Here is a 26,609-nt window from a genome sequence, read left to right as displayed (position 1 = left end):
ATTACTCTGCTTGCTCGCTGGCAATCACAGCTTCAATGGTATGGGCATGAACTTTGACGCAGATGCCATCACGCTTGAAGGCAATCGTCGGGTTGGGCAAGCGCTCCTGCTCACCTTTTGGGGAGCTGAGTTTTACCTTGATATCACGCTTACCATCCAGTACCGACTGGATTTCAGGCACCCGGCTAATCAGAGCTTGAGCAAGGGTATCACAGTCTTTGGCATCAACCGTCAGCACCAGTTCAGCATGTTCCCAGCCTTCAACCGGATAGAGCTTGTCGCCGGGGAACGGCAGTTCGACACAATACACAGACTGGTCGCCAAGCATCAGCGGCTGGTGGAGTTTAATGATCAGTATCGGACGACCGTTGATAATATTGTTGGAGATTATTTCGCCCCTGGCTGCGAAGGCATCAGCCAGAGCCTGTGCTGTATCGGCACTGTTTACCCGCAAAGCGACGTGGTCGCATTCAAGTCCCAGCTCGGCCAATCCCAAATCTGTGGTAAAGGCCTGAATACGGCCTGCAAAATCCGGCCAGCTCAGCATCAAGGTGTCCAGGGTTAACTTTGTGTCGGTCATTCTTTTATCTCAGGTGTTCAGGGCCAGATTTCAATGGGGGTGCCGGGGCGGATAAGTTGCCACAGTTCATCCATCTCTTTGTTGGTGACGGCGATACAACCATTAGTCCAGTTGAATGCCTGCTGCTCCTCTGGGGAGAGTTGCGAGTTGGGGTTTTCACCGTGGATCATAATCTGGCCGCCTGGGCTGACACCCAGCGCTTTGGCGCGCAGACGATCTGCTGCGTTGGGGTATGAAATATGAATTGAGCGATAGTAGGCGCTGTCTTCTTTCTTGTAGTCCAGAATATAGCGGCCCTGAGGGGTTCGCTGATCTCCCTCTTTAATCTTGTGTCCCGCAGGCGAGTCACCCATGGCGATATGGTAGCGTTTTATCTCCCGGTTGCCGTCATACAGCGTCATAGTGCGGTCCGCTTTTTGAACCACCACCAGATCCACTGCCTGCAGCGGCAAACTTACTATCAGGATACACAGGCAAAGCAGTGTGCGCATTTCGTCTCCATGGGGCTGGGCGCGGTATTTTATCGCTGCATCTTACACTAATTAATCCCGCTGACTCTCGTTTCCTGTTGATTTTCTTAACTTGACGTCAGCAGGGAATTTCCGGACAAAGGTCACATATTCTGTCGTATTGGTTTAAAGTATCGGCAGTTTTTATGACAAAGAAACCATGTAGGCAGGTTAAGTGTATGACCAAAGAAGCTGATGACAGTGTGTTACGACTGAGACTCAGAACCATTATTTTTGGCACAGACACCCGGGCAGGCAGGTATTTCGACATTGCGCTGATTATCTGCATCGTGCTGAGTGTGGCCTTGGTATTGTTACAAACAATAGGCCATGTTCAGGTGGAATATGGTGAGCAGATCATGATGTTGGAGTGGTTTTTTACCATCATCTTTACCATTGAATATGCCCTTCGCCTGTACTGCTCGGCAGCTCGACTGCAATATATGCGCAGTTTCTATGGTGTGGTGGATCTGCTCTCAATTCTGCCCAGCTATCTGGAGCTTATCTTCCCGGGCGCACATATGGCGCTGCTGATCCGGGTACTGAGGCTCTTCCGTATCTTCCGGGTACTTAAGCTGATACGTTATTTAAGTGAAGGCAATATGCTGCTGCGGGCGATGAAGTTGTCCGGCCGCAAAATCTTTGTGTTCTTTTTCTCTATCAGCCTGTTGGTCATGGTCCTGAGCACCATAATGTATGCGGTGGAAGGACCGGAGAATGGCTTTACTTCGATTCCTCAGTCTATGTACTGGACCATAGTGACCATTACCACTGTGGGCTATGGCGACATTACGCCGCATACGGCGCTGGGGCAGGCGATAGCCGCTCTGACCATGTTGCTGGGCTACTCCATTATTGCCATTCCCAGCGGCATAGTAACGGCGGAAATACATCAGCAGATGGTGCACAGACGCGATCTGCGCCGCTGCCCAAATTGTTTGAAAACCGGGCATGACCCCGAAGCTCACTACTGTAATCGCTGTGGTGGTGAGTTACCGGAAGATATCTAAAAAAGGGAGCTACATGGGCGAAGCCAAGTTTGTCAGTGGCAGCATAATGCGCCATATCTGGGTAATGAGTTCCACCGCAGCAGTGGGGATCTCAGCCCTGTTTATAGTGGATTTGCTGGATATGTTCTTCCTCAGTCTGTTGGGACAGGAAGAGCTGGCTGCCGCGGTAGGGTATGCGGGAACCATTTCGTTTTTCACTACTTCAATTGGTATCGGACTCTCTATTGCCCTCGGGGCTGTGGTGTCCAAAGCCATAGGCCAGAAAGACTTTACTGCAGCCAGACGCCTGCTGCTCAACGCAGCGTTGGTGACTCTGGTCACCTCTGTATGTCTTTCTATCATAGTGACATGGAACATTCCCAATCTGTTGGAGTTGGTGGGAGCCAGCGGCAAGACCAAGGCACTGGCAGAGGATTATCTCTATATTCTGGTGCCATCTTTGCCCTTCATCTGTTTGGCCATGGCACTTGGCGCTGCCCTCCGGGCCGTGGGCGATGCCAAACTGTCGATGATGTCGACTCTGGCTGGTGGTGGCGTAAACGCGGTACTGGACCCTATTTTTATTTTCCTGTTTGCCATGGGAGTAGAGGGGGCGGCAGTAGCTTCTGTACTGGCGAGGTTCTCTGTGCTGCTAGTATCTGCCCGGGGCGTGATATTCAAACACCAGCTACTGGGCCGCTTCTGCTGGCCTGACTTTAAAGCAGACCTCAGACCGATACTGGCCATCGCCATTCCCGCCATTTTCACTAATATTGCCACGCCCATTGGTAATGCTGTGGTGACCCGGGCAGTGGCAGAATATGGCGATGCCTATGTCGCGGGGTGGGCCGTTGTTGGGCGGGTTATTCCGGTAGCCTTTGGAATGATATTCGCCCTGTCCGGCGCCATAGGGCCCATTGTCGGCCAGAACTTTGGGGCTCAGTCATTTGACAGGGTGCGGGAAACCCTGACCCGGGCCATTCAGTTTTGTACTGCTTATGTATTGGTGGTGTCGCTGGTCCTGCTGCTGTGCCGCGGCCCACTGATTGACGCTTTTGACCTGTCTGGGCAGAGTGCCGATATTGCCAGCTTTTTCCTTACCTATATTGCCGTATTCTTTATTTTTAACGGCATATTGTTTGTCGCCAATGCGTCATTCAACAATCTGGGCAAGGCTAAATACTCCACCTTCTTTAATGTAGGCAAGGCAACCCTGGGGACCATTCCATTTGTCTATCTGGGTGGCCTGTGGGGCGGAGTACATGGTGTGCTGCTGGGGCAGGCGCTGGGTTCAGTAGTATTTGGCCTGGCCGGCGTATATACCGCTTATCGTTTGGTCGAGAAGGTGCGCAAAGCCCACGAGCCGGAAGCGGAGGAGGAGGAGTTTGATGATCTTACGCCTGCCAGTTCCAGTGCCTTGTCTTCATCCTGCGTACAGATGCAGTTGGCTGATGCCGGTGACGCTGAAGATAAAAAATAGCGAAAAACACCCAAATTTTGGAACAAAAAAGCCCCGGGAACGGGGCTTAATGATCAGAGGTGAACTTATTCCTGCTCTGCAGATGGGGTTGCGTCGGCCTGACCTTGTTCTTCCTGCTGTTTTGCTTCTTCGGCAGCCAAAGCTTCCAGTTTGGCGCGCTCCGCTTTGGAGATATATCTTGGCTTTACCTTAGAGCTTGGGTTCGGCTTCTCTTTCTTGTTTTCTCTGGCCTTGGCACGCTTGGCCATCTGTTTCAGTAACTTCTGTTTCTTGTTCACGACGTACTCCTGGACCGGCTTTTCGGGGCGGTCGACTGCGTTGGGCGCGCATTCTACCTTAATGACAGATCATTGTCATATGCGGGACTGAATTGTCGTCATATAATCCAGCTTTGGCACAAACTACAGTGGGTATAACCATGACACAGCCAATGCATAAGATAACATTTTTTGAGCGATTTGAAGCGGACATTCTGGCCGGCCGTAAAACCATTACCCTGAGGGATGAAAGTGAATCCGGGGTGATAGCGGGTCAGACCCTGCCGGTCCATACTCTTGAGGCCGACCGTTGGTTTTGCGATATCCGTATTATTGCGGTGCAGGAAGTGGAGTTTGATGACTTGTCTGATAAGGAAGCGCAGCAGGAGAATATGACTCTGGAGCAGCTTAAACAGGTGATTCAGGAGATCTATCCCGGCATCACACACTTGTATAAGATTAGCTTCGAGCTTTGTTAGTTATTGGACCTTACTGACTTTAGGCAAGATTGCCAGCAGTATCAGCGTCAGCAATGGCCAGCAAAAGTCCAGCATTGTCAGGGATGACAATGGCATGTCCGCGCTATAGATTATGCTTCCGGTCAGCTGCCCCGACTTAAACAGGCTGATGAGCAGCAAAACAGGGTAAGAGGTGATTATCAACTTCCGGCCAATCGTGTTAATCAAATCCAACTGAGCCCCTCCTTTGTAGCCGCCCCCTCCATTATTAACCTTCCTTATTCACATCACGGCGACTCACTGGCTTAAACATAAAACGGCCAACAATCTTGCTGGCCGTAATAAGGTTTCCAGTGTAATTCACACCGGCTGACATGCCATCAGCGGGTGATGACCCACAGGGCGTGGATCACCCCGGGTACAAAAAACAGCACACACAGGACGATATTAATGATCAGGTCCTGACCCACACCTTTTTTCAGAAATACCGCAACAGGCGGCAGCAAAATAGCCAGAATAATCAGCAAAATCTTGTTCATGGTTTTCTCCTTGTTTTAATTTTGTTAAACACAGTTATCATAAAGCCCGGTCGGTTGCAATTTGCTGATGTTGCAGTGAGATGCACCGGATAACGGTTTTGGGTTGGCAGGGTGTTTCGTTTGGCGTGGGTTGGAAAAGGAGATAGTGGGGAGTTGGACTTTACAGCACTGATGGCGCAATTGGTGGCGGCAGACCCGGATTGGCAATGTGCCGGACCGCAACCTATGGAGAAAATCAATGAGGTAGCCGCGCAATTTGACCTGATATTGCCTGACTCCTATATCAGCTTCCTTAACCAGCTTGGGTGTGCGGATTACCTGGATTGTCATTACGCCGGGTTGGATGAAGACTATCTGGATCCTGAGTATGGGTTTATGTGGCCAACTCATGTTCTGCGTGAAGAGAGTGATTTGCCCCATCATCTGTTGTGTATCGAGTATGACCATGATGCCCATCAATTGCCCTGCATTGATCTCAGCACGCTTGTAGATGGTGAATGTCGGTTGGTTTGGTTTGACATTAACCTCAGGGCGGTTGTGGGTCACTGCGCTGATTCATTCGCCGGGTATTTTTTTCAAAGGGTGTCCCCCTGGTTGGATAAAGGATAAATCTGAATATGACGATGATGGGATTCTGGGGAAGGTTTACATTGATCTACGTGGGATTGTCAGCTTTGGTGATGGTCTTGCTGTATTTGACAGGAATTGAGGGTAATTCAGGTGTCAGTGCCGGAATTATGGTGGGCAGCATATTCTGGGCCTATAGCAATTTCTATAACAAGAATGGACGTCTGTTTACCTCTTCAGAGGTGTGGCTGGCAGTATTGGGAGTGATAACGACTCAGGTACTGCTGAGCTGGATGGGGCTGTTGTTGATGGGTTATGCACAAGGGCTTGAGATAACGGCGACCATGCTCATGCTCGCATTGGGGCTGGGATTACTGATATACGGTTTGGGAAGTTATATTTTTATCAGGTTTATTGGCGGCTCAATTGTCAAACAGGCTGAAAAAGCCGCTCAACAAAAGCGATGAAAAAGGATATTCATGGAGCTGAATCAAGTCACTTTGCCTGTCAGGGATATGGACAGGGCAACCACCTTCTATCTGGCACTTGGCTTTACCCAGATAGTCGACACTCCCCACTATGCAAGGTTTGCCTGTCCGAATGGTGGCAGCAGCTTTTCTTTGTCGCTGGAGCAGGGAAAGTTCAGTAATGGAGCCGTTATTTACTTCGAAGTGGTTGAACTTGAACGCAAGGTGGAGTCACTGATCCACAAAGGGATAGTGTTTGACCAGTTGCCAACTGAGCAAAGGTATCTGTGGACCGAGGCGGTTTTGCATGATCCCTCAGGCAACAAAATCAAGCTTTACCGGGCTGGAGAGAACAGGCTTAACCCTCCCTGGCGGGTAGATATCAGAGCAGGAGAAGATGATGATAGCGGCGCTGGTATTGACCGTCAGTCTGACTCAAGGGACTGAGATAAACACAGGTAATGCTGCGCCTGAATCTGTTGGCTGCTCCTATGTTCATAAGCGCAGCCGGGAGCTGGAGTTAACACAGCAATGCGGTGTGCTGGCAGCTGATGGATTACTGCAACTAGATGATGAGGTCCTGAGGCAGCTATCCTGGAGTCAATTTGGGTTGGAGTGTATCCACGTGTTCGGCAGCGAAATCCAAAACGGATGGTACTTTATTAATCAGTCCGGTTTGGGGCGTTGGGCCCCTTTCTCCCAGGATAATGACTGCGCACCATTTACCCAGGGCGTCGCGGTCGGACTCTCCCGGGGCAAGGTGATATTTTATAATCAGCTGATGCAGATTGAGCAGCTTACCGATTACAGTTGGGCCAGTGGTTTTTATCAGGGCGCGGCCAAGGTGTGTCGGGGAGAGCTGGTCAAAGAGTTCGACACTTTTGGAGAGCATTACAGCTACCTTGGTGGAGAGTGCGGTTTTATCAATCGGGACTTTGAGGTTCTGGTTCCTCTGGTTCACCCCTATGAATCGACTCCCAGCCCCTGAGTGACTTTAGTTGGTACTGGTACCAAATCTGGTCATATCTGAGTCGCTGGCACCTTCGTTACACTCACCTTTCAGTTCTCCTCTGTCGGCCTCAACCATACGGAAAAGCTCAAGGTAGCCATCGCGGCAATAGCCCGTCATTTCAAGCGTTCTGGCCAGGCCAAGATCAAACTGTTCTTCAAAGTCCTCTCTGGCCTGCTGCATTTGTCTGGCCATTTTGATCGCTTCCCGCTTGCTTTGGGGTTGCGCTCTGCTCAAGGTCGGCATCATTGCCAGCGAAGCTCTGTAGGTAAAGAGTTTCAGTCCGTTATCTTTAATGTCTGTGGTGAGTTGATCACGAATTTTCCCTGCATACTTTTCGGGAGAGGGGGAAGAGCTGCAGCCAGACAGGAGTGCAGACATCAACAGGAGCAGGGTAAGGCGATTCGACATCTTAGGGATCTCAATATTATGCTTTTTTATATCATAACCTTATTCGGACATCAGAACCTGTGTCAATTTGGGTTGAGCTGACCACAAGAGCATCTGAAATAGACTGGCAATGGACAACGACAGATCTTGCTGCGTTGTTGATGCTGGTACTTTGGTGGTGGCTGATTTGGCCCAGCAAAAACATGGCCGTGCTGTTGGAAAACCGGTCACTGCAGCGCAGGTTGCTGTGGACACTGATGGGGATCAATCTGCTCTGGATGCTCAATGCCAGTATATACAGCCAGCTGCATGTTCATTTTCTCGGACTGGTGGTATTGATGCAGATGTTCGGTTGGCGACTCGCCAGTATCGGCGTGATCTTCCCTGTGGCGCTGTTTTCCCTGTTGGTACAGGGGCAGGCTGGTTGGATAGCTCCTTATGCTTTGTTTGGTGCGGTTTTACCTCTGTTTATCAGTTTTCTGGTATACAGCCGATGCTTCCACCTGCTGCCCAGAAACATCTTTGTCTATATTTTCTGTGCAGGCTTTTTCAATGCCGCGCTGGTGTTGATAGGCCATATGTTGTTCTGGGCAGTATGGCTTTGGTTGACGACAGATTACCTGTGGGCGGAACTTGTAGACAGATATTTGAATTTGATCCCTTTGTTGGCATTTCCGGAGGCCCTGCTCAATGGAATGGCGATTACCCTGATGGTGGTGTACAAGCCGGAGTGGTTGTACGATTTTAGAGACAATCAATACTGGTCTAACAAAAATAATAAAAATTAAATTAATTCAGGAGATTAGTTTGATTTCCCTGATGTTTTAGCGATTTCTTGCCAATTGTGGGGCTTGACACTCGATATCAAAGACATAGGCTTAATTGAAAGAAACCGCTTTCATAATCGTATCTTGCCGAACAGGATCATTAACTGAGAGTCGTTTGCAAATAATAGTGCTGATATTCACTCAGCAACCATAATAAAAAAGTAACAGCCGCTGATTTGGGCCTCTGGTCCGGGTGACTTCCTTGTGTTCGCATTGGTTTTGACTGGCATTGGTGGGGAAATGACACTTTTTTATTTGGATAGCCACTCTTTTCATGCCCAACCGGGCGAAACCGTACTGGATACCTTGCTCAGGTATGAATATCCAGCCAACTACTCCTGTAAAAAGGGCCGTTGTCGTTCCTGTCTGTTGCAGTTCATCGAAGGGGATTTAACCATGATCTCCCAGCGGGGACTGGAACCTGAGCAGAAGAAAGCCGGGCTGGTGTTTGCCTGTCAGTGTATTCCGTCACCGAAAATGGTACTGACCACCCCCGAGCCCAACGACCTGTATCTGGACACCCCAATCATAGAGAAGCAAGTACTGACAGATAATATTGTCTCAGTGACTGTCGGCGTCCCCGAAGATCAGAAATATCAGGCTGGGCAGTGCGTTAACCTTCGTCGTCCCGATGGTGTAAGCCGCACTTATGCGATAGCGCGCGTGTCCGCTCCCGGTGCCGTAGAGCTGCATGTCAGACGTAAGGTTAACGGGGATTTCAGCCAATGGCTGTATCAGTCTGCCAGGTCACAGGACCTGTTGCAGATGCAGGGGCCCTGGGGTTTTTGTCACTATTTTCCAGGACTGCCTGATGACACTTTGGTGCTGATAGGCAGTGGCACCGGGCTTGGCGCTGTGGCCGGTATTGCCGAGGAGGCATTGAGCCGTGGACACAGAGGAGAGATCCACCTTTATCACAGCGCCCGCAATCTGGCAGATCTTTATCAGCATAAAGAGATGTTGAAAAAGATGTTGTTACACAGGAATTTCTTCTACCAGGCCTGCATCAGTGCAGAGTCAGAAAAGCATGAGGTCGATGGCAAACGTGTACGCCTGGCGGACCCGCTGGAGTTGGCCGCCGGTCGTCATAATTATGACCGCAGCCACAGAGTGTTTTTGTGTGGTGAACCCAAAATGGTGTTGAAGGGACAGGAGCGGGCATTTCTTGGCGGAGTCCCCATAGAGCGAATTCATGTGCTGTCGTTCGATTACCGGGAGCTTCGTAAACATCCCCGTACCTGGGTATAACACCTGAAAATTGGAATCTTACCGGCTGCAGAGTGCAGCCGGTTTCGTTTACAATAGCGACCAGCTTCATTTTACTGATTTGCATGAGGAAGTTTCCTTGAACAAGAGTTTGGTAACCAATCTGCTGGCGGCAGCTCTGGTCGTGGCAGGTTATCTGCTGCCCAACGATATTCTTTTTACCGTGGGCCTGTTCGCCCTTTCCGGTGCTGTAACCAACTGGCTGGCAGTGCATATGCTGTTTGAAAAAGTGCCCGGCCTTTATGGCTCCGGAGTGATTCCTGCCCGTTTTGAAGAGTTTAAAAGCGCCATTGCCCGATTGATGATGGAGCAGTTTTTTACCCGGGAAAATATCGACCGCTTTCTGAGCCAGTCTGACGGCAGCCCGGCGCATCTGGATCTGGGGCCTGTGATTGATAAGGTGGATCTTGAACCTTCGTTTAATGCTCTGGTTGATACTGTGGCGCAATCTTCACTGGGAGGCATGCTGGCCATGTTCGGTGGCACCGATGCCTTGCAACCTTTGAAAGAGCCATTTATCGAGAAGATGAAGGCCTCGCTGAAAGATCTGTCAGAGAGTGAGCAATTCTATGAACTCTTGAAACAGGAGCTGGAGCAGCCGGATAAAATGGCTGAGATGCAGAATAACATTGAAGATATTGTGCGCCAGCGTCTGGATGAACTGACACCGCAAATGGTTAAGATTATGGTGCAGCAGATGATACGCGAGCATCTGGGCTGGCTGGTGGTCTGGGGTGGTGTCTTCGGTGGGGTAATTGGATTTGCCGCGGCCTTGATGCAGAGCTAAGCTGAGGTTCTGAGTCCTTCACATGAGTAAGGCAATGGAACATCACAACAGCATTAACTATATCGAGATGCCGGTCAGGGATCTCGATGCCACCAAATCCTTTTTTACCCGGGCATTTGGTTGGCAGTTTGAAGATTATGGTCCTCATTACAGCTGTTTTATCAATGCGGGCATTAATGGCGGTTTCTATCAGGATGCGCTGACATTTAATGTAACCAAAGGCTGCCCCCTGGTGGTGTTGTTCAGTGAAGATCTGGAGAAAACCCAAAGTGGAGTTGAGCTTGCCGGCGGTGAAATCACCAAGGCGATATTCAGTTTTCCCGGAGGTCGGCGTTTTCATTTCGCTGATCCAAACGGCAATGAGTATGCGGTTTGGGGCCACGAGCCGGAATAGCGGAGTAGTCCCTCGGATACTAGAGTAAACAGGCCCCCATAGGCGACCAATTCCAATAAGAAAGCCCCGACCAGCTCGGGGCTTTTGCTTATCTAACTCTGTGCTGACGCCAATGTCTTGAGCTGACGGTCATGCAGTTTACTCAGGGTCGACAGCGCTACAATTGCGCCCATTAAGGCGTATCCCATATCACTCTGCTTGTATGTGAGCCCACTCAATCCCTTACTATTAGCCTGCCTTTAACTGGCTATGACTGGATAATCTTGCCAACTGTCTGTCGTGGATCTTGCTTAAGGTGAGCAGGGCGACGATAGCACCCAGCAGGGCATAGCCCATGTCGCTTTGAGTATCCCACTCGTAACCCTGTGTGCCGAGGAAGGCTTCGGCGCCTTCACCCGTGCCGATAGCAACCCACCACTCGATTAGTTCGTAGAAAGCACTGAAGGCGAGACAGAAGCAGACAATAAAGAAGTTGCGCCAGGCACCAGAGTTAAACACCTGGCGTCTGATGGTTATTTCACGGGCAATCATCACGGGAATAAAGCCCTGGGCAAAGTGTCCCAGTTTGTCGTAGTTGTTTCTGTCGCCCCCGGTGGCGTCTCTTATCCAATCAAACAGTGGCACTTCAGCATAGGTGTAATGACCGCCTACCATAAGGATGACGCAGTGGATCAAAATCAAGGTGTATAGCAGGGGAGTAAAGGGGAAGCGTTTTATTGTGCCTGCCAGCAGCACAAAGCCGATAATGGCGGGCAGCACTTCCAGAAACCAGGTAAATCTGTCAAAAGGATTGATAGCCGACCAGATAAAAACCAACACAAAAATCAGGCTGTAACTGACCAATAAAGGTTTGGATGTCATATGCTTGCTGCCGTTATGGAAAACTACCATTATGTGGCAAATTCCGGCATGACTCCAGCGCATCACTTTGCACTGTCATTAATGAGGCTGGCCAGTGGCAGCCCCCATAATGCTGCCACTGAAGGGGTTAAGCTTGTTGAAGCTCAATTCCAGAGTGGTTTTTACGGCGCAGTAACCGGTACCAGAGCACCAGAACCAACGCCAGATAGCCAAAGCCCACCAGGAAGGCTTCCGCCTGATAGCCTTTCACCATGGCTATAGGCATCATGGAGATAATAAAGACATCTGTGATGCTGCCGGGCACATAGGCGATGGCGTAATCATCCAGCACTGTACCTTTCATCTTGGGGTCGATAACCCGCAGCAGTGCAATACCCATGGCGACAGTACCGGTCAGCCAGCCCCAGGAGAATATGCCCTTTTCAAACCAGTCATCTCCCAGCATTCGAGGCGCGACCCAGAGCACCAGAAACAGGGTAAAAAGAATGCCTCCGGTAAGCAGCAAAATCATAGGCAACAGGTACTGGGTCAGTACGGTAATCTTGATGGCCGATATGCCAAATACAATCAGAAAGTCTGTGGTGGTGGCGCCTGCGTGGCTGAAAACCTTGTCACACAGGTAGCGCTTGCCCCCGGTTCGTTTGGCTATCGCCCTGACCAACATACCGCCGATAAATGCAGTGACAAAGTTGGGGATCTGCATTTGCCCCATAAGAGATGAGAGATAGTTGGCACTGTGATAGGCGAATGCTGTGACGCCCGCGACGATAGCCAGATGAATGGCAAAGGAGTCCACCGACAGGGCGGACAGGGTTTCCCGCATAACCGGTTGTTGCTCAGAGGGAGCTATCAATCCCTTTTGTTGGTAGCTGTCCATTTTGTCGAAGCAGGTAAAGCCCTTCACCAGCCCGAATTTTACCGCACCCTGAAGAATCACCATGCCCAGGCTGATAGAGATAAACACGCCTGCGGTGGCAAAGGTCAGACCCAGTGTCATGGCATCGGCCCAGCCCAGCTGGCCAAAGATGTTACCGACAACCACAGAGGTCCCGTGGCCACCCATAAAACCGGCCGACAGCACCAGACCAAAGCCCGGGTTCAGCTCAGGCCAGATAAAGGTGGCCATTATCAGCCCCATGAGGGCGGCAAACAGCCATTGAGACACAGTAGCTACCTGATTAAAGGCCCAGAGTGACCCTGCTCTTTGTGCCAATAAGCGGGGTGAGGGCAGATCGGTTGTCAGTCCCAGAGCAGCAAACAGCGCGGCAGTGAGCAAACTTGCGTTGGTGGCGAATCCCTGGCTCCAGGGCAGTATGTTCAGGCCAGATGGACCCAGAAATAAACCGATAATACCGGCGAGGACGGCAGCGGGAAGATACAGACGCTGCAGTGGCGGGCAGTATACCCGCAGGATTTTGCCAGCCAGTAACAGGGCACCGGCAAGGGCGAAGTCAGTAAGCATGACCCATTCTGTCATTTAACTGTCCTTATGAGTTGAATTGTGAGAGCAGGGCGATAGCACCCTGATAAATTGATGTCATCGCGATGACAAGGTGTCTGGTCATGGGATCCCAGACTGTGCCCGGTTAAGAATCCGGACAGCAGAGGTTGAAGTGGCACACCTTAATGAAATAAGTGGGATTTAAAATGAATCTAATGGGAATTTGTGATCTTAAGCGGACAATTTAATCTTTGGAGGCAGGAGAACGGCAAAGCCCCTGAGAAGGGGCTTGGGTAACAGGTTTGATTTTACTGTCAGTAGCTGTCCGAATGCACCGAGCGAACTGCGCGACCTGAAGGGTCAATAACCCCACTGAGACTTTCATCCCAGGCCAGCGCTTCAGGTGTTGAGCAGGCGACTGACTTACCACCGGGTACCGTTTCTGCTGCCGATGACAGTGGGAACAGTTCCTCGAAAATGCTGCGATAGAAATACGCCTCTTTGGTTTCCGGCGTGTTGTGACTGAAGCGGAAGTGGGCGTTGGCCAGATCTTTGTCGCTGACATGCTCAGCAGCCTGATCCTTAAGGCCATCAATCCAGGAGTAGCCTACGCCATCGCTGAACTGCTCCTTCTGACGCCATGCCACTTCTGCCGGTAACTTATGTTCAAAGGCTTCACGCAGGATCTGCTTCTCGATTTTGCCCTCCACCGACATTTTGGCCTGAGGGTTAATTCGCATTGCCACGTCCATAAACTCTTTGTCCAGGAAGGGCACTCTGGCTTCCACTCCCCAAGCAGCCATCGCCTTGTTGGCGCGAAGGCAATCAAACAGGTGCAGTTTATCCAGCTTGCGAACCAACTCTTCATGGAATGCCTGAGCGTCAGGCGCTTTGTGGAAGTAGAGATAGCCGCCAAACAGCTCATCCGCTCCTTCACCCGAGAGCACCATCTTAATGCCCATCGCTTTGATTTTACGCGCCATCAAATACATGGGCGTGGCGGCACGAATGGTGGTGACATCATAGGTTTCCAGGTGATAAATCACATCACGAATAGCATCCAGTCCTTCCTGGAAGGTGAAGTGAATTTCATGGTGTATGGTGCCAATCTGATCGGCAACTTTTTTCGCTGCTGCCAGGTCTGGCGCGCCTTCCAGCCCCACAGCAAAAGAGTGCAGTTGAGGCCACCAGGCATCGGATTCACCGTCATCTTCGATTCGACGCTTGGCAAAGGTCTGGGTAATTGCCGAGATAATCGAGGAATCCAGCCCGCCGGACAGCAGCACACCATAGGGCACATCTGACATCAGTTGGCGCTTGACCGCGGCTTCCAGCGCGTCTCTGAGCTGCTCTTTATCTGCCTCGTTGTCTTTGACTTCCTCGAATGTCATCCAGTCTCTGACATAATAACGGCTGGCTTGCTGCAGCTCTGAGCTCTGAAAGCAACCTGGCTGAAACTCGGCGACGGTTTTACACACCGGGGTCAGGGACTTCATTTCAGAGGAGACATAGAAGTTACCATCGGCATCGTAACCTGTGTACAGCGGGATAATACCCATATGGTCGCGGCCGATCAGCCAGCTCTTGTTGCGCTTGTCGTACAACACAAAGGCGAAGATACCATTGAGCATATCCAGAAACTCAGTGCCATATTCCTGATACAGAGCCAGGATCACTTCACAGTCTGAGTTGGTACGGTACCTGTATTTATCACCCAGTTGAGCTTTAAGTTCTTTATGGTTGTAAATCTCGCCATTCACCGCCAGAACCAAAGACTCATCTTCACTCAGCAGGGGCTGAGCACCATGGTCTACGTCGACAATAGCCAGACGTTCATGAGCCAAAACAGCATAGTCATCCGCGTAGATACCTGACCAGTCAGGACCGCGATGACGCATCAACTTTGACATTTCCAGTGCCAGGCTGCGCATGGATTTGGCGTCGGACTGAATATCTAAAATGGCGAAAATGGAACACATAAGGGAAAACTCCAAAGGATCTTCAAAATCTGTTGGATTTACTTTGCCATTCAAAACTCAAATTGCCAAATCGTTAATTGATGAAAGTGGTGTTATCTTGGGTGTTTTTCTGGTTTATATCTTGATTTTGGTGGGGGATTTTTGGGGATTGTTCAGTATTTCTGTGTTTTGTTTGAATTTTTTCTGATTGCTTACCGTCTCTGCGCCGCCTGATTAAGGATCCCTTAACTGACTTGGTGCTTTTGATTTTTTTCGATAATTAAGCCCTTTGTATGACAAAAAGCCCGCATTTATGCAGGCTTTTTCAGAATCCCTTTGTTAACAGGGGTAAAGCTTAAATAGCTTTCATTGTTCTAGCTGTTAATACGCACTGGCAGTTGCAATACGCCGGGACTGTGACAAACACATGCTAAATGACGTCGATATCACCGGCGCAGGCGAAAATATGGTTGGGTCGGAAGGGCTCCTTGTCGATATCTTCCAGTTGACTGACCCCTGAGGTCACCAAAATGGTTTCCAGCCCCGCCTGAAAGCCCGCCAATATATCGGTACGCATATTATCGCCAATAATCACGGTATTCTCTGAGTGAGCATTAATACTGTTGAGGGCAGAACGAATAATCCAGGAGGAGGGCTTGCCGACAAAAAATGGCTTTTTACCTGTGATACGTTCGATGGGCGCGCACATAGCGCCGCAAGCCGGGCTAAACGAAGGGCCATGGGTGTCCGGGTTGGTGGCAATAAACTGTGCGCCCTGAGCCACGAATCTCGCTGCCTTGTGGATCATCTCCCAGTTGTAGGAGCGGGTTTCGCCCACAATCACAAAGTCCGGGTTGATGTCCGTCATGGTAAAGCCTGCATTATAGAGCTCATGGATAAGCGCACCTTCACCGATAACAAATGCCTTGTTCCCCTCCTGATGCGTTAAAAAATCTGCGGTGGCCATCGCCGAGGTATAGAAGCAGGATTCGGGAACCTGAATACCGGCAGAGCCGAGTCGGTTTTGCAGGTCTTTGCCGGTTTGCACCGGATAGTTGGTCAGTATCACCAGAGGATTTCCCTGTTCAACCAGGCGGTGAATAAACTTGTCTGACCCGGGAATGAGTTTATTGTTGTGCAGCAACACGCCATCTATGTCGCAAATTACATTTTTCATTACTTTTCATCTCTTTTGCCTTTTGTCTCAATCTATAGCGCATTTGTGATGTGCATCAATGAAAGATTTGTTAATTCCGCTGCTTATTGAAAATAAATCCTGATATATCAGTATTCTTGATTGCGTATCTCAGTGGTTCAAACTGTGAGCGATGTCAGGTCCTTGTGCTTTTTTTCAACTAAATCAGCTGGTAACCTGTGCAACTAAGCAATAACAAAGTGCACAAACTGATTTTAAATCTACCGGAGTGGAACGACAGGGATGCAGAGGTTGAAGTTCGACGAAGATCTTCGGGATATTGAATTGGCCAGACAAATTGCCGAAGTCAGAAAAATCAAAGCCGAAACTGCGGATAATATAGTGAGCTTGCTGATCCTGGTTGCGCTTTATGGCGCGGCAATTACCTGGCTTGGTAACTGGATGTTGGGGTAATGGCAGACGTGATGAAAGATGTCGATCATCTTGCGCCTGACAAGGATGATAAAAACGCAGGCGTAAAAGCCGCCATCGAGCGCCAAAAGTCTTTGATTATCAGAACCAAAGAGCTGGAGATTGCTCAACTGAAGCTGGAAACTCTCAATATATACGCGTCCATCTTTATCAAGTTCCTGCTGTTGCTCTTAATGGTGACCATATACCTTAATTGGGATACGGTCAGCTTACTTTGGAGTGTGGTTGCTGACGTGTAAACACAGTACCGCAGAGGCAGAAATTAATGCATAACAGCAAAAGAAAACCCGCCAAATGGCGGGTTTTTTAATGGAGTTAATCCGGTGCGTAACCGTTGGGGCCAATGAGCTCCCCATCCAGCCAGGCCTGGCCGTCCTTCATCTGCAGACGTCCCTGGCTGAACCACTTCACGACCAGCGGGTAGATGGCGTGTTCCTGCTCATGGACACGTTCAGACAGAGTTTCTATGGTGTCGTCGCCATACACTGGCACCTTGGCCTGCAAGATAACCGGGCCGGCATCCAGAGCCGGGATTACAAAGTGCACGCTGGCACCATGTTCGCTGTCGCCGGCCTCCATGGCACGGGCGTGGGTATGTAAGCCCGGGTAGAGTGGCAGCAAAGAGGGGTGAATGTTCACCATGCGGCCCTCATAACGCTCTACCAAAGCCGGGCTCAGAATCCGCATAAAGCCTGCCAGTACAATCAAATCTGGCTGGTAACGGGAAATAGCGGCATCAAGACGAACGTCATACTCCTCGCGGCTTTCTCCTTCACGAGATATCACGCAGCTGGTGTCGATTTCGTTTTGATGAGCCCGGATCAGACCATAGGCATCCGGATTGTTACTGATGACGCCGACAACATCGGCGTTCAGATTGTCATAGCAGCTATCAATGATAGCTTGCAGGTTACTGCCATTGCCGGATATAAGGACCAGAATGCGACAGCTTGATTCCATTAGCGGATCTCCACTTGCTCTTCATTGCCGTCGCGGTTGGCGATCTCACCGATCAGCCAGGCCTGTTCGCCTTCGGCATTGAGCAGTGACAGGGCAGCGTCTACCTTGTCTTTTGGCAGTGCGACAACCATACCAACACCACAGTTAAAGGTGCGGTACATTTCGTACTGTTCAATATTTCCCTGCTCCATCAGCCAGTCGAACACTACAGGCCATTGCCAGGAGTTACCGTCGATAACGGCTTTGCAATGTTGAGGCAGCACTCGTGGGATATTTTCCCAGAAACCACCACCTGTAATGTGGGCCATCGCATGAACATCAGATTCTTCAATCAGCTTCAGCAACGATTTGACGTATATCTTGGTAGGTTCCAGCAGGTGGTCTATCAGGGGCTTGCCTGCGAGATCCTGCTGGGGGTCGGCCTGACTCACTTCCAGCACTTTGCGGATAAGTGAATAGCCATTGGAGTGAGGACCACTGGACGCCAGAGCAATCAGGGCATCACCTTCGGCGACTTTAGTGCCATCGATAATCTCGGCTTTCTCGACCACACCCACACAGAAGCCTGCCAGATCATAATCTTCGCCTTCGTACATACCTGGCATTTCTGCAGTTTCGCCACCGATCAGGGCAGCGCCTGACTGATGACAACCTTCTGCAATACCGTTAACCACAGAGGTGGCGGTATCTACATCCAGCTTGCCAGTGGCATAGTAGTCCAGGAAGAACAGGGGCTCAGCACCCTGAACAATCAAATCATTGACACACATGGCCACCAGGTCGATACCTACGGTGTCATGCTTTTTATAGTCAATGGCCAGACGCAGCTTGGTGCCAACACCATCGGTACCTGATACCAGCACAGGGTGCTTGTATTTGGTTGGCAGTTCGCAAAGGGCGCCAAAGCCTCCCAGATTACCCATAACTTCAGGGCGGTGGGTGCGCTTAACGGCAGATTTGATGTTATCGACCAGTTGGTTACCAGCATCGATATCGACACCGGCATCTTTGTAGCTCAGTGGGGTAGGCGTGCTCACAGAGGTCCTCTCGGGTACATCGTTATAGGATTTTATGCGCGGGTATTCTAGCAGCTTGGAACCTGTGCCGAAAGGCGCCATTTTCCTGTGACAAGAACGGAGTATGTTGAATTGTGTGCCCATAAAAACCAATTTCCGGGAGCAGATTTGCTATTCATGGTGATCAGTTTCTGTCACAGAATCTGAGCCAGAGCCGGTGGCATAAGGGAAGCAGGGCTATATACTCGGACAAGTTGACCCCGGGCGCGTACTTTGTGGGCAAACCTGACGGGATGGCGCGATATGCTTCACGATTTGGCGCCCGGAAGAAACTTTATGTTTGATAGCAAAAACAAATGCTCTACACTCGGAACAATTTGCTTTCTGGCTACGCAAAAAATACAGGAGACACCCATGAAAGTCGTTGAGGTTAAGCACCCTTTGGTTCGCCACAAAATCGGTCTGATGCGCGAAGGTGATATCAGCACCAAGCGTTTTCGTGAACTGGCCGCAGAGGTTGGCAGCCTGCTGACTTATGAAGCGACCGCAGACTTCGAAACTGAAACTGTGACTATTGAAGGTTGGAACGGTCCGGTTGAAGTTGAACAGATCAAAGGTAAGAAGGTGACCGTAGTTCCTATCCTGCGTGCCGGTCTGGGCATGATGGATGGCGTTCTTGAGCACATGCCTTCCGCCCGTATCTCTGTTGTGGGTATCTACCGTGACGAAGAGACGCTGGAGCCAGTACCTTACTTTGAAAAACTGGCAAGCAACGTAGATGAGCGTATCGCGCTGATTGTTGACCCTATGCTGGCAACCGGTGGTTCTATGATTGCAACCATCGACCTGCTGAAGAAGCGTGGTTGTAACTCAATCAAGGCCCTGGTTCTGGTTGCTGCGCCTGAAGGTATCGCAGCCCTGGAAAAAGCTCACCCTGATGTTGAGCTGTTCACCGCATCTATCGACAAGTGTCTGAACGACAAAGGCTACATCCTGCCTGGTCTGGGTGACGCCGGCGATAAGATTTTCGGTACCAAGTAATTTCACCCTGGCGTGATTGGAAAAGGAGCCTCATTGGCTCCTTTTTGTTATCTGTTATTTGACAATATCTGTGACGCCAGATTTAAGTGAAACAAAAAAGCCCTCAATCAAGAGGGCTTTTCATTGTGTATCCTTTCTTACAGGACCATGGCCGCTACCCAACCAAACACCAGCAGCGGGATGTTGTAGTGGATAAAGGTTGGGATCACACTGTCGCGCATATGGTCATGCTGGCCGTCAGCATTCAAACCCGCAGTCGGGCCCAGGGTGGAATCCGATGCCGGAGAACCCGCATCACCCAATGCCGCTGCCGTGCCGACGAGTGCAATGGTCGCAGGAACCGAGAAACCGAAGCTCAGCGCCAATGGCACATATATGGTGGCGATAATCGGGATAGTAGAGAATGAAGAGCCAATCCCCAGGGTGATAAGCAGACCCACCGCCAGCATCAGGAAAGCCGCAAGGGCTTTATTGGGACCGAGCATACCTTCGATAGCCTGTACCAGAGTAGATACTTGACCTGTCTCTTTAATGACGGCGGCAAAACCTGCAGCGGCAATCATAATAAAGCCGATATTGGCCATCATGCGCACGCCCTGATTAAAGATATCCTGATCCGCTACATGCTTAAGGGCACCGGAGAAGCTGAACACCATAAAGCCGACCAGCGCACCGAAAATCATTGAGTCGGTATATAACTGCACAGACAAGGTGGCAGCAATGGCCACCAGAGCAATAAAGATATTACGCTTGTTGAGTTGCTCTTCCGGCTCTGCGGCCAGGATTTTGCTTTCATTGTACTCGCGCGGTTTGCGATAGCTGATAAACACAGCGGTCAATAACCCGGTCAACATCCCCAATGCAGGTAACAACATTGCCGGAGGGATCTGGTCTGCGGTGGCACCCAGGCTGTTCTGATTCAGGTTGGCCAGCAAAATGTCGTTAAGGAAGATGCCACCGAAACCTACTGGCAGAATCATATAAGTGGTGACCAGACCAAAGGTCAGTACACAGGCTACCAGGCGACGGTCCAACTTAAGTTTGGACATTACGTGCAGCAGTGGCGGCACCAGAATCGGAATAAAGGCGATATGGATAGGTAGCAGGTTTTGAGAAGAGATCGCCATTGCCAGCAGGGCCATCAATAGCCCCCAACGTACCATCTTGGTATTGCTGTCATTCGGCTCTTTCCCCAAAGAGCGGATCAACTTGTTTGACAGTAGGGTTGTCAGTCCGGAATGACTCAATGCGACGGCAAATGCCCCCAGCAAAGCGTAACTCAAGGCAATTTGGGCTCCCCCTCCCAAACCAGTATTAAAGGCGCTGATTGTCTGATGCAGGTCCAGTCCCGCCACCAAGCCGGCCACCAGAGAACTGATGGTCAGGGCGATCACGACATTGACCCGAGCCAGGCTTAACCCCAGCATCAGAATCACAGCGACAACGACTGCATTCATATTGGATTTCTTATTCTAGGATGACAAAGCCGATAGTTTTTACAGGGTTTTGCCTCAATGTCCAGCTATATAAGTATGTTTGCATAAAAAGTGCGAACTGTTTGAGCGAGCCCGGATAATAAACCCACTGAAATCGCGGGTTTGAATCAAAAATTCGGCAAAACCTTGATATTGATCCTAAATAGGTTGTCACGCCTATTGAAGCTCTTATAATGCCAATTGATTTACAGGAACAATCCAATAGCTCAATCCATAGATGGAGGTAATCAATGAGCGTATTAGTAGGCCGTCCGGCACCAGACTTTACTGCAGCAGCTGTGCTGGGTAACGGTGAAATTGTTGACAACTTCAACCTGACTGCTGCCATCAAGGGCAAGCCAGCGGTTGTGTTCTTTTACCCACTGGATTTCACCTTCGTATGTCCTTCCGAGCTGATCGCATTCGATCACCGTATGGAAGAGTTCAAGAAGCGCGGCGTTGAAGTTATCGGTGTATCTATTGACTCTCAGTTCACCCACAACGCATGGCGTAACACCCCAGTTGATAAGGGTGGTATCGGCCAGGTTCAATACACTCTGGTAGCTGACGTTAAGCACGAAATCTGTAAAGCCTACGATGTAGAGCACCCAGAAGCTGGTGTTGCTTTCCGTGGCTCTTTCCTGATCGACAAAGAAGGTATGGTTCGTCACCAGGTAGTGAACGATCTGCCACTGGGTCGTAACGTTGATGAAATGCTGCGTATGATCGACGCGCTGCAGTTCCACGAAGAGCACGGTGATGTGTGCCCGGCTGGTTGGGAAAAAGGCAAGAAGGGCATGTCTGCCAACCCAGACGGCGTGGCTTCTTACCTGTCTGAAAACGCTGACGACCTGTAACAGGGATTCTGCGATAAGTTCCTTTAAAGCTGCCTGCGGGCAGCTTTTTTTATGCCAGTCTTGAACCTGACGCCCTCGTTGATTAGCTTATCCTAAAAAAATCGGGAGACAGGGCGGTATGGAAAATAAAAGCTGGTTTCAACAACCTGAGATGATCGTTGGGCTGTCGGCACTTCTGGTCAGTCTGGTGGCCGTGGGGGTAGCGCTGTACTCAGCGTATATCGATAGAGCTTATGCCAGAGCCTCTGTCTGGCCCAGGCTGGAGGTGGGCAGATCATTTAACTCTGACGTCTATGCCTATCTGGTCACCAACAATGGTACCGGACCTGCAGTGGTAAAATGGGCCGAACTGACGCTGAAAGGCAAACCTCAAATTCATTGGCATCAGTACATGGCCAGCATAGCTGGGGACAAAAAGCCGGACGCTGATAAGATTCACTATGGCCAATCCCATATCTCAACCAGTGTCCTGCCAGCCACCAAACAGATTAAGGTGATGTCCAGTGATGAGCCTGAGTTGATTGCGATGTTGCATCAGGCATCATCAGAAACTGATCTTAAGCTCTGCTATTGCTCCATTTATGATGAGTGTTGGACGACCAGCTGGAAGCAGCCTCAGCCTCTTGCCGTGGACGACTGCATTACGCCGCAGCAGGCTTTTAGCCAATAAAAAACCGGACTCTAGTCCGGCTCTTTATCACTGCGAATGAATTATTCTGCTGTGTTATCACTGTCACTTCCTGGTGCGTCAGATTCAGCATCGAGGACAGGTATTGGCCAGCCACCCAGGGCTTTCCAACGATTCACGATATAGCAGAACAGCTCAGCGGTTCGCTCTGTGTCGTACAGGGCTGAGTGAGCTTCTTTATTGTCAAAGGGAATGCCCGCCATCATACAGGCTTTGGCCAGCACAGTATGGCCGATAGCCAAGCCTGCCAGTGTAGCGGTATCAAATGTCGCAAATGGATGAAAAGGCGAGCGTTTCAGGTCATTGCGTTCGATGGCTTTACTGACAAACCCATGATCAAACGCCGCATTGTGAGCCACGATAATACTACGATGACAGTCTGCTGCTTTCTGGGCTTTTTTCACTTTTTTGAAGATATCCAGAAAAGCTTCTTTTTCGCTGACAGCACCACGCAAAGGGTTATTGGGGTCGATACCGTTAAAAGCCAGAGCTTCCGGTTCCAGGTTGGCACCTTCGAATGGTTCGATGTTGTAGTGCAGGGTTTGATCCAACTCCAGCAAGCCCTCATCGTTCATCTTCAGCATAGTCACTGCAATTTCAAGCAACGCATCGGTTTGGGCATTGAAACCTGCGGTTTCCACATCAATCACCACGGGGAAATAACCGCGAAAACGGTGTTTCATTTTATTTGCGTCGCAAATGTCGCTCATAACAAACTCAGGCAGAAAATCGAGCGGGTATTATGCTAAAGATAGATTCGGGTGTCATGCTCGATTGATTGAATTATCGTCTAAAGGTTTCAATAAATTCGCCGATACAAGAATAGTTTCCAGTATCTGCGGGGAGTTGCAAATTACATGACCAGAACACTGCTAAGTTTCCTTTGCCTGACGGTGTCCTTTTCTGCGGCAGCAGAGCTAAGGCACTACCGTGCGGGTTTGGAAAATTCCCAGTGGCAGTTCAGCCAAAGCCCCCGCATAGAGTGTCGGTTGGAACATGATATTCCAGCCTATGGTAAAGCGGTTTTTGTCAGTCGCGCGGGTAAAGATTTGAATATGGCCTTTACCCTGGATATGTGGGTAAAGCCTGACTCAGCAACAAAAGCTGTATTGATGAGTAACGCCCCTCAGTGGCGCCCGGGGATTCCGGCCCGGGAAATCACTTCATTGACCTACCAAAAATATTTTAATGGCGAAGTCCCGAAAAAGGCGGCCTGGTCAATGCTGACTGAGCTGGAGCGTGGCATGGAACCTACGTTTTACTATGGCGATTGGTATGAACAGCGTAATCAGGTTGCCGTAGGTCTGTCTGCCGTTAACTTTGGCAATAAGTACAGTGACTTCAAAGCCTGTCTGTCGTCGCTTCTGCCATACAGTTTTGAAGATATTGCTTTTACTGTACTCAGCTATCACAGTGGTGGCAGTGAGTTGACTGAGTTCTCCAAGCAACAACTGGCAAGAGTACAGGAGTACCTGACCTATGACCCTGAGGTGGAACTGGTGTTGGTTGATGGTTACACCGACAGTCATGGCGGTCGCAGCGTCAATAAGAGGGTATCGGAACGGCGCGCGGGGTCGGTTAAAGAGTTTCTGATGGCTAAAGGCATTCCCGAAGAGCGCATTTTGACGACAGGTCACGGCGAAACTCGGCCGGTAGGACCCAATGGAACGCGCGAAGAAAGGGCGCTGAACCGCAGGGTAGTGGTACGAATTAATAAACCTATGTAAGAAAAAGCCCGGTTAAATAAACCGGGCTTTTTAATATTCCAACTTAGAAAGAATAGGTTACAGATAAAACCGCACTTCGGGGCAAGATATATCTGCCATTGGGGGCGGACGGGTTTCTTGGGTCACCCTCGGTGATTCCCTGTTCGTCCGTCAGGTTGTCTACCGAGAGCTGGACAATGATGGACTCCATAGGTTCAAGCATCAATCCCAAATCCACCTTTTCATATCCGTCCAACACCACTGTATTGGCGTTGTCGGCAAACCTGTCATCCACTGCTGTCAGGGTGCCATAAACAGAGGCATACATATCGGCAATTTCAAACTCATAGCTGGGGGTAATTCTCAGTTGCCATTGAGGTTGTCTCTGACTTTGCTTGCCTTCGTTGTCAGGACTGTCGGTAATTTCAGTATCCTGCCAGGTGGCATTCATATTCACAGAGAAGCCGGAGTCATGGTCATAGTTATAATCAAGCTCAAGTCCGAGAGCTTGGTTGGTGAGGGTTTCTACCGGCGCACCGGGACGACGGACAAAGGTATCTCCCTCCACCTCATTGGCAAATAGCGTGGCAAACAGGCTCATTGAATCGCCGATGAACTTATAACCCAGCTCCGCCTGAGAGACCACTTTGATTAGTTCTTCACCCGCCTCATAGGCGCCGAAATTGTCTCTGAAGTCGTCAAAGTAAGGCATTTTGTAACCCTTATTGACCCGGGCAAACACACCGGAGTTCGAGTCGAATTGGTAGTTTACGCCGGCCGTCCAGGAGGTTTTGCGGGTATCGTAGTCCACATATTTGCTGATTTTGCCATCCAGACCTTCATCGACACTGTATTCCACCTCATGCTTTTCGTTTCGTATTCCAAGGTCCAGCGTAACCGCATCTGTGATATCCCAGGACAAGGTGCTGTAAAGTGCGAAGGTACGGGCATCTCCCGTGGAGTTAATGTCATAGTTCCAGGCACACCCCTGAGCTTCATTATTACAGGCGATACCGGCAAGAGCCTCTTTATTGCCGCCAAGCACCATATAAGCGGTATTACCCAGACTCCACCAATCATTGGCTGAAGTGGTCGCCGTGTACATGCCAAGTGAAGCTTCAATGCTGTCAAAACGCTTGCTGAACGCCATATCATTGGTGAAGGCTTCGATCTCTTTTAATACGACCCAGCGACCATATTGCTGTACCTGAGTATCGCCACCATAGTGATTGCCGGTGACGGCACCGGTTGCGTCAGTACCGTTGTCTGCCACAGAGCTCAAAGCGACCGCGCCGCCATTGGGCACCAAACCAAGAGTGTTGGCATTGCCCTTAATCAGGTTAAATCTATCGATAAACTGCCAGTCGCCCGGCAGGGAATAGCGAATACTGCCACCTGTTATGTGTCCATCCCAGCCTCGACCATCAGCAAGATCGATATCCAGCATCTCATCGTCTGCGCCATAGTAGATACTGGCCTGCCGGTTCAAGGTACCAAGCTGAGTATATGAAGCGTCTATGCCATCAATATTCAGGGGGGTAGGCAGGTACCATGCGCCGGTATCGTCGGTAATTCGGGTATAAAAGTTAATTTCGCCATCATCCAGTTCCTGCACCAGATTCAGGGTAAATTGCTGGCCTTTTTCTGAAGTGAAGCCCGCATCGCGAATACCGGGAGAGCGTTTGATGTAGCCACCCATCATGTAGTAAAGGCCGTCGCTCACTTCGCCACTCAGCACCATATCGACCCGTTGCAGGTCATAATCTGAGGTGGAGTATTTCACCAAACCTTCGGTTTCTTCCCGGCCTCTTTTCAGCAGAAAGTTGGTGGTTAACCCAGGCTGGCCGTTAGAGACGACAGGGTTAGGGCCTCCTCGCAGTGCTTCTACCATGGCAATGGTTTCATCCAGACGAAACAGTGAAGAGTTTTCCAGAAATGACAGTGTCGGCGCGGGGTAAATTGGCGAACCTTGCAGGCTGACTGTCAGAAAGGGCGCATCGCCACCACCCGGAAAGCCGCGGACAAACACGTTGGCTCCAGACTCTCCACCAGAACTTTCTACCCAAACCCCGGGAACAGCTTTAAACAGATCTGCTGTACTTTTAGGGGCCAATCTATTGATATCAACAGCATCAATATTGGTGACGGCAAAAGCGGCTTCAGACTTTCTGATACCACTACCGGCAGGCGTGCCGGATACCACGATAGTCTCAATATCTTTATTGGCGGCTTGCTTATTTGAAGCTTCTTCGTTTTCTGCTGCCTGGCCCGCAGTGCCTAAAATTGATGCTATCAGACCGGTGAGCAGTGGTACGGTGAATCTGTTTTTCACAGCGTTTTCCCCATATCTTTTGTTATTTTTCTCCTGTTATCCAGCGAGTTAACAGGGGCTGGACACCCAAACCATAGTCGATATCTGGTTAAGGGCTCGGAAATTAACATAAGACTCTATGCAAACGT

31 protein-coding genes are annotated in these 26,609 nt (G+C 50.1%); 17 read left to right on the top strand and 14 right to left on the bottom strand.

The window, feature by feature from the left end; all coding sequences use genetic code 11:
- Position 1: 1 nt before the first annotated feature.
- Both ACFOE0_RS08385 and ACFOE0_RS08380 read right to left on the bottom strand, forming a co-directional pair.
- A complete protein-coding gene (locus tag ACFOE0_RS08385; protein WP_248937674.1) occupies positions 2-580 on the bottom strand; it encodes a VOC family protein in 579 nt (192 codons plus the stop codon).
- Positions 581-597: 17 nt separating this feature from the next.
- A complete protein-coding gene (locus ACFOE0_RS08380; RefSeq protein WP_248937675.1) occupies positions 598-1,071 on the bottom strand; it encodes a L,D-transpeptidase family protein in 474 nt (157 codons plus the stop codon).
- 197 nt (positions 1,072-1,268) lie between these two features.
- Between ACFOE0_RS08380 and ACFOE0_RS08375 the strand changes: the two genes are divergently transcribed.
- Both ACFOE0_RS08375 and ACFOE0_RS08370 read left to right on the top strand, forming a co-directional pair.
- Positions 1,269-2,099: an ion transporter gene (locus tag ACFOE0_RS08375; protein ID WP_248937676.1), complete on the top strand. Its 831-nt coding sequence runs from the start codon at positions 1,269-1,271 to the stop codon at positions 2,097-2,099.
- 13 nt (positions 2,100-2,112) lie between these two features.
- Positions 2,113-3,558 (top strand): MATE family efflux transporter, encoded by a 1,446-nt coding sequence (locus tag ACFOE0_RS08370; RefSeq protein WP_248937677.1) that lies wholly within the window; start codon positions 2,113-2,115, stop codon positions 3,556-3,558.
- 65 nt (positions 3,559-3,623) lie between these two features.
- Here the strand turns inward: ACFOE0_RS08370 and ACFOE0_RS08365 are convergent, their stop codons facing one another.
- The gene (locus ACFOE0_RS08365; protein WP_115138215.1) at positions 3,624-3,836 is read right to left on the bottom strand and encodes a DUF2986 domain-containing protein; all 213 of its coding nucleotides are present in this window, start codon (positions 3,834-3,836) and stop codon (positions 3,624-3,626) included.
- A 152-nt stretch (positions 3,837-3,988) separates the two neighbouring features.
- Here ACFOE0_RS08365 and yqfB point away from each other — a divergent pair, with 152 nt between their 5' ends.
- A complete protein-coding gene (gene yqfB / locus ACFOE0_RS08360) occupies positions 3,989-4,294 on the top strand; it encodes a N(4)-acetylcytidine aminohydrolase (protein WP_248937678.1) in 306 nt (101 codons plus the stop codon).
- Positions 4,295-4,653: 359 nt separating this feature from the next.
- On the opposite strand, the gene ACFOE0_RS08355 is transcribed toward yqfB, so the two are convergent.
- Entirely contained in the window at positions 4,654-4,812 is a 159-nt protein-coding gene (locus tag ACFOE0_RS08355) for a YqaE/Pmp3 family membrane protein (protein ID WP_248937679.1), read from the bottom strand.
- Between the two features lie 153 nt (positions 4,813-4,965).
- Between ACFOE0_RS08355 and ACFOE0_RS08350 the strand changes: the two genes are divergently transcribed.
- From ACFOE0_RS08350 to ACFOE0_RS08335, 4 genes are read left to right on the top strand one after another with little or no spacing between them, the layout of a single operon-like run.
- Complete coding sequence (locus tag ACFOE0_RS08350; protein WP_248937680.1) at positions 4,966-5,421, top strand: SMI1/KNR4 family protein; 456 nt, start codon at positions 4,966-4,968, stop codon at positions 5,419-5,421.
- Between the two features lie 8 nt (positions 5,422-5,429).
- Positions 5,430-5,846 carry an ABZJ_00895 family protein gene (locus tag ACFOE0_RS08345; RefSeq protein WP_248937681.1) on the top strand — a complete coding sequence of 139 codons (417 nt, stop codon included), beginning with the start codon at positions 5,430-5,432 and terminating at the stop codon, positions 5,844-5,846.
- Between the two features lie 12 nt (positions 5,847-5,858).
- Positions 5,859-6,293: a VOC family protein gene (locus tag ACFOE0_RS08340; RefSeq protein ID WP_248937682.1), complete on the top strand. Its 435-nt coding sequence runs from the start codon at positions 5,859-5,861 to the stop codon at positions 6,291-6,293.
- Positions 6,244-6,834, top strand: coding sequence for a hypothetical protein (locus ACFOE0_RS08335; protein ID WP_248937683.1), 591 nt, complete (start codon positions 6,244-6,246; stop codon positions 6,832-6,834). The genes ACFOE0_RS08340 and ACFOE0_RS08335 overlap by 50 nt, the downstream gene beginning before the upstream one ends.
- A gap of 6 nt (positions 6,835-6,840) precedes the next feature.
- Here ACFOE0_RS08335 and ACFOE0_RS08330 read toward each other — a convergent pair whose 3' ends face one another.
- Positions 6,841-7,266 carry a hypothetical protein gene (locus ACFOE0_RS08330; protein ID WP_115138223.1) on the bottom strand — a complete coding sequence of 142 codons (426 nt, stop codon included), beginning with the start codon at positions 7,264-7,266 and terminating at the stop codon, positions 6,841-6,843.
- Between the two features lie 65 nt (positions 7,267-7,331).
- On the opposite strand from ACFOE0_RS08330, the gene ACFOE0_RS08325 reads away from it, so the two are divergent.
- The 4 genes from ACFOE0_RS08325 (at position 7,332) to ACFOE0_RS08310 (ending at position 10,519) form a co-directional block, all read left to right on the top strand.
- Positions 7,332-8,033 (top strand): hypothetical protein, encoded by a 702-nt coding sequence (locus tag ACFOE0_RS08325; RefSeq protein WP_248937705.1) that lies wholly within the window; start codon positions 7,332-7,334, stop codon positions 8,031-8,033.
- Positions 8,034-8,312: 279 nt separating this feature from the next.
- Entirely contained in the window at positions 8,313-9,320 is a 1,008-nt protein-coding gene (locus ACFOE0_RS08320; RefSeq protein ID WP_248937684.1) for a 2Fe-2S iron-sulfur cluster-binding protein, read from the top strand.
- Between the two features lie 97 nt (positions 9,321-9,417).
- On the top strand, positions 9,418-10,125 hold the full coding sequence (locus ACFOE0_RS08315; protein WP_248937685.1) for a DUF445 domain-containing protein: 708 nt from the start codon (positions 9,418-9,420) through the stop codon (positions 10,123-10,125).
- 34 nt (positions 10,126-10,159) lie between these two features.
- Complete coding sequence (locus ACFOE0_RS08310; protein WP_248937706.1) at positions 10,160-10,519, top strand: VOC family protein; 360 nt, start codon at positions 10,160-10,162, stop codon at positions 10,517-10,519.
- Between the two features lie 228 nt (positions 10,520-10,747).
- Here ACFOE0_RS08310 and ACFOE0_RS08305 read toward each other — a convergent pair whose 3' ends face one another.
- The 4 genes from ACFOE0_RS08305 to ACFOE0_RS08290 all read right to left on the bottom strand — a co-directional run bounded on the left by ACFOE0_RS08305 (position 10,748) and on the right by ACFOE0_RS08290 (position 15,956).
- Positions 10,748-11,380 carry a DUF2238 domain-containing protein gene (locus tag ACFOE0_RS08305; RefSeq protein ID WP_248937707.1) on the bottom strand — a complete coding sequence of 211 codons (633 nt, stop codon included), beginning with the start codon at positions 11,378-11,380 and terminating at the stop codon, positions 10,748-10,750.
- 127 nt (positions 11,381-11,507) lie between these two features.
- Entirely contained in the window at positions 11,508-12,857 is a 1,350-nt protein-coding gene (locus ACFOE0_RS08300) for a sodium/glutamate symporter (protein ID WP_248937686.1), read from the bottom strand.
- Positions 12,858-13,135: 278 nt separating this feature from the next.
- Positions 13,136-14,800, bottom strand: a complete 1,665-nt coding sequence (gene asnB, locus ACFOE0_RS08295) for an asparagine synthase B (protein WP_248937687.1) — start codon at positions 14,798-14,800, stop codon at positions 13,136-13,138.
- A gap of 409 nt (positions 14,801-15,209) precedes the next feature.
- Positions 15,210-15,956: an HAD-IIA family hydrolase gene (locus ACFOE0_RS08290; RefSeq protein ID WP_115138230.1), complete on the bottom strand. Its 747-nt coding sequence runs from the start codon at positions 15,954-15,956 to the stop codon at positions 15,210-15,212.
- A 261-nt stretch (positions 15,957-16,217) separates the two neighbouring features.
- Between ACFOE0_RS08290 and ACFOE0_RS08285 the strand changes: the two genes are divergently transcribed.
- Both ACFOE0_RS08285 and ACFOE0_RS08280 read left to right on the top strand, forming a co-directional pair.
- On the top strand, positions 16,218-16,388 hold the full coding sequence (locus ACFOE0_RS08285) for a hypothetical protein (RefSeq protein ID WP_248937688.1): 171 nt from the start codon (positions 16,218-16,220) through the stop codon (positions 16,386-16,388).
- Positions 16,388-16,645 (top strand): hypothetical protein, encoded by a 258-nt coding sequence (locus ACFOE0_RS08280; RefSeq protein WP_248937689.1) that lies wholly within the window; start codon positions 16,388-16,390, stop codon positions 16,643-16,645. Before ACFOE0_RS08285 ends, ACFOE0_RS08280 begins: the two co-directional genes overlap by 1 nt.
- Before the next feature lie 76 nt (positions 16,646-16,721).
- Here the strand turns inward: ACFOE0_RS08280 and purN are convergent, their stop codons facing one another.
- Complete coding sequence (gene purN / locus ACFOE0_RS08275; protein WP_115138232.1) at positions 16,722-17,366, bottom strand: phosphoribosylglycinamide formyltransferase; 645 nt, start codon at positions 17,364-17,366, stop codon at positions 16,722-16,724.
- Positions 17,366-18,403 (bottom strand): phosphoribosylformylglycinamidine cyclo-ligase, encoded by a 1,038-nt coding sequence (purM, locus tag ACFOE0_RS08270; protein WP_115138255.1) that lies wholly within the window; start codon positions 18,401-18,403, stop codon positions 17,366-17,368. The genes purN and purM overlap by 1 nt, the downstream gene beginning before the upstream one ends.
- A gap of 393 nt (positions 18,404-18,796) precedes the next feature.
- Here purM and upp point away from each other — a divergent pair, with 393 nt between their 5' ends.
- The gene (gene upp, locus ACFOE0_RS08265; protein WP_115138233.1) at positions 18,797-19,423 is read left to right on the top strand and encodes a uracil phosphoribosyltransferase; all 627 of its coding nucleotides are present in this window, start codon (positions 18,797-18,799) and stop codon (positions 19,421-19,423) included.
- 137 nt (positions 19,424-19,560) lie between these two features.
- On the opposite strand, the gene ACFOE0_RS08260 is transcribed toward upp, so the two are convergent.
- Positions 19,561-20,880: a Na+/H+ antiporter family protein gene (locus ACFOE0_RS08260; RefSeq protein ID WP_248937690.1), complete on the bottom strand. Its 1,320-nt coding sequence runs from the start codon at positions 20,878-20,880 to the stop codon at positions 19,561-19,563.
- 269 nt (positions 20,881-21,149) lie between these two features.
- Between ACFOE0_RS08260 and ACFOE0_RS08255 the strand changes: the two genes are divergently transcribed.
- On the top strand, positions 21,150-21,755 hold the full coding sequence (locus tag ACFOE0_RS08255; protein ID WP_115138235.1) for a peroxiredoxin: 606 nt from the start codon (positions 21,150-21,152) through the stop codon (positions 21,753-21,755).
- Positions 21,756-21,873: 118 nt separating this feature from the next.
- Positions 21,874-22,425 carry a hypothetical protein gene (locus tag ACFOE0_RS08250; protein ID WP_248937691.1) on the top strand — a complete coding sequence of 184 codons (552 nt, stop codon included), beginning with the start codon at positions 21,874-21,876 and terminating at the stop codon, positions 22,423-22,425.
- Positions 22,426-22,466: 41 nt separating this feature from the next.
- Here the strand turns inward: ACFOE0_RS08250 and rnt are convergent, their stop codons facing one another.
- On the bottom strand, positions 22,467-23,153 hold the full coding sequence (gene rnt / locus ACFOE0_RS08245) for a ribonuclease T (protein ID WP_248937692.1): 687 nt from the start codon (positions 23,151-23,153) through the stop codon (positions 22,467-22,469).
- Positions 23,154-23,300: 147 nt separating this feature from the next.
- On the opposite strand from rnt, the gene ACFOE0_RS08240 reads away from it, so the two are divergent.
- A complete protein-coding gene (locus ACFOE0_RS08240) occupies positions 23,301-24,170 on the top strand; it encodes a flagellar protein MotY (RefSeq protein ID WP_248937693.1) in 870 nt (289 codons plus the stop codon).
- Between the two features lie 43 nt (positions 24,171-24,213).
- Here the strand turns inward: ACFOE0_RS08240 and ACFOE0_RS08235 are convergent, their stop codons facing one another.
- Entirely contained in the window at positions 24,214-26,481 is a 2,268-nt protein-coding gene (locus ACFOE0_RS08235; RefSeq protein WP_380711769.1) for a TonB-dependent receptor, read from the bottom strand.
- Positions 26,482-26,609 lie beyond the last annotated feature (128 nt).

The sequence above is a fragment of the Shewanella submarina genome (genome assembly GCF_042646185.1).
GTDB lineage: Bacteria > Pseudomonadota > Gammaproteobacteria > Enterobacterales > Shewanellaceae > Shewanella > Shewanella corallii.
This window is presented reverse-complemented; position numbering and strand designations above follow the sequence as displayed.

Bases quoted from the DNA above. Each gene is read 5' to 3' on its own strand.
- ACFOE0_RS08385 (WP_248937674.1), bottom strand. From the start codon at position 580: ATGACCGACACAAAGTTAACCCTGGACACCTTGATGCTGAGCTGGCCG.
- ACFOE0_RS08380 (WP_248937675.1), bottom strand. From the start codon at position 1,071: ATGCGCACACTGCTTTGCCTGTGTATCCTGATAGTAAGTTTGCCGCTG.
- ACFOE0_RS08375 (WP_248937676.1), top strand. From the start codon at position 1,269: ATGACCAAAGAAGCTGATGACAGTGTGTTACGACTGAGACTCAGAACC.
- ACFOE0_RS08370 (WP_248937677.1), top strand. From the start codon at position 2,113: ATGGGCGAAGCCAAGTTTGTCAGTGGCAGCATAATGCGCCATATCTGG.
- yqfB (WP_248937678.1), top strand. From the start codon at position 3,989: ATGCATAAGATAACATTTTTTGAGCGATTTGAAGCGGACATTCTGGCC.
- ACFOE0_RS08355 (WP_248937679.1), bottom strand. From the start codon at position 4,812: ATGAACAAGATTTTGCTGATTATTCTGGCTATTTTGCTGCCGCCTGTT.
- ACFOE0_RS08345 (WP_248937681.1), top strand. From the start codon at position 5,430: ATGACGATGATGGGATTCTGGGGAAGGTTTACATTGATCTACGTGGGA.
- ACFOE0_RS08340 (WP_248937682.1), top strand. From the start codon at position 5,859: ATGGAGCTGAATCAAGTCACTTTGCCTGTCAGGGATATGGACAGGGCA.
- ACFOE0_RS08335 (WP_248937683.1), top strand. From the start codon at position 6,244: ATGATGATAGCGGCGCTGGTATTGACCGTCAGTCTGACTCAAGGGACT.
- ACFOE0_RS08330 (WP_115138223.1), bottom strand. From the start codon at position 7,266: ATGTCGAATCGCCTTACCCTGCTCCTGTTGATGTCTGCACTCCTGTCT.
- ACFOE0_RS08320 (WP_248937684.1), top strand. From the start codon at position 8,313: ATGACACTTTTTTATTTGGATAGCCACTCTTTTCATGCCCAACCGGGC.
- ACFOE0_RS08310 (WP_248937706.1), top strand. From the start codon at position 10,160: ATGGAACATCACAACAGCATTAACTATATCGAGATGCCGGTCAGGGAT.
- ACFOE0_RS08305 (WP_248937707.1), bottom strand. From the start codon at position 11,380: ATGACATCCAAACCTTTATTGGTCAGTTACAGCCTGATTTTTGTGTTG.
- ACFOE0_RS08300 (WP_248937686.1), bottom strand. From the start codon at position 12,857: ATGACAGAATGGGTCATGCTTACTGACTTCGCCCTTGCCGGTGCCCTG.
- asnB (WP_248937687.1), bottom strand. From the start codon at position 14,800: ATGTGTTCCATTTTCGCCATTTTAGATATTCAGTCCGACGCCAAATCC.
- ACFOE0_RS08290 (WP_115138230.1), bottom strand. From the start codon at position 15,956: ATGAAAAATGTAATTTGCGACATAGATGGCGTGTTGCTGCACAACAAT.
- ACFOE0_RS08285 (WP_248937688.1), top strand. From the start codon at position 16,218: ATGCAGAGGTTGAAGTTCGACGAAGATCTTCGGGATATTGAATTGGCC.
- ACFOE0_RS08280 (WP_248937689.1), top strand. From the start codon at position 16,388: ATGGCAGACGTGATGAAAGATGTCGATCATCTTGCGCCTGACAAGGAT.
- purN (WP_115138232.1), bottom strand. From the start codon at position 17,366: ATGGAATCAAGCTGTCGCATTCTGGTCCTTATATCCGGCAATGGCAGT.
- upp (WP_115138233.1), top strand. From the start codon at position 18,797: ATGAAAGTCGTTGAGGTTAAGCACCCTTTGGTTCGCCACAAAATCGGT.
- ACFOE0_RS08260 (WP_248937690.1), bottom strand. From the start codon at position 20,880: ATGAATGCAGTCGTTGTCGCTGTGATTCTGATGCTGGGGTTAAGCCTG.
- ACFOE0_RS08255 (WP_115138235.1), top strand. From the start codon at position 21,150: ATGAGCGTATTAGTAGGCCGTCCGGCACCAGACTTTACTGCAGCAGCT.
- ACFOE0_RS08250 (WP_248937691.1), top strand. From the start codon at position 21,874: ATGGAAAATAAAAGCTGGTTTCAACAACCTGAGATGATCGTTGGGCTG.
- rnt (WP_248937692.1), bottom strand. From the start codon at position 23,153: ATGAGCGACATTTGCGACGCAAATAAAATGAAACACCGTTTTCGCGGT.
- ACFOE0_RS08240 (WP_248937693.1), top strand. From the start codon at position 23,301: ATGACCAGAACACTGCTAAGTTTCCTTTGCCTGACGGTGTCCTTTTCT.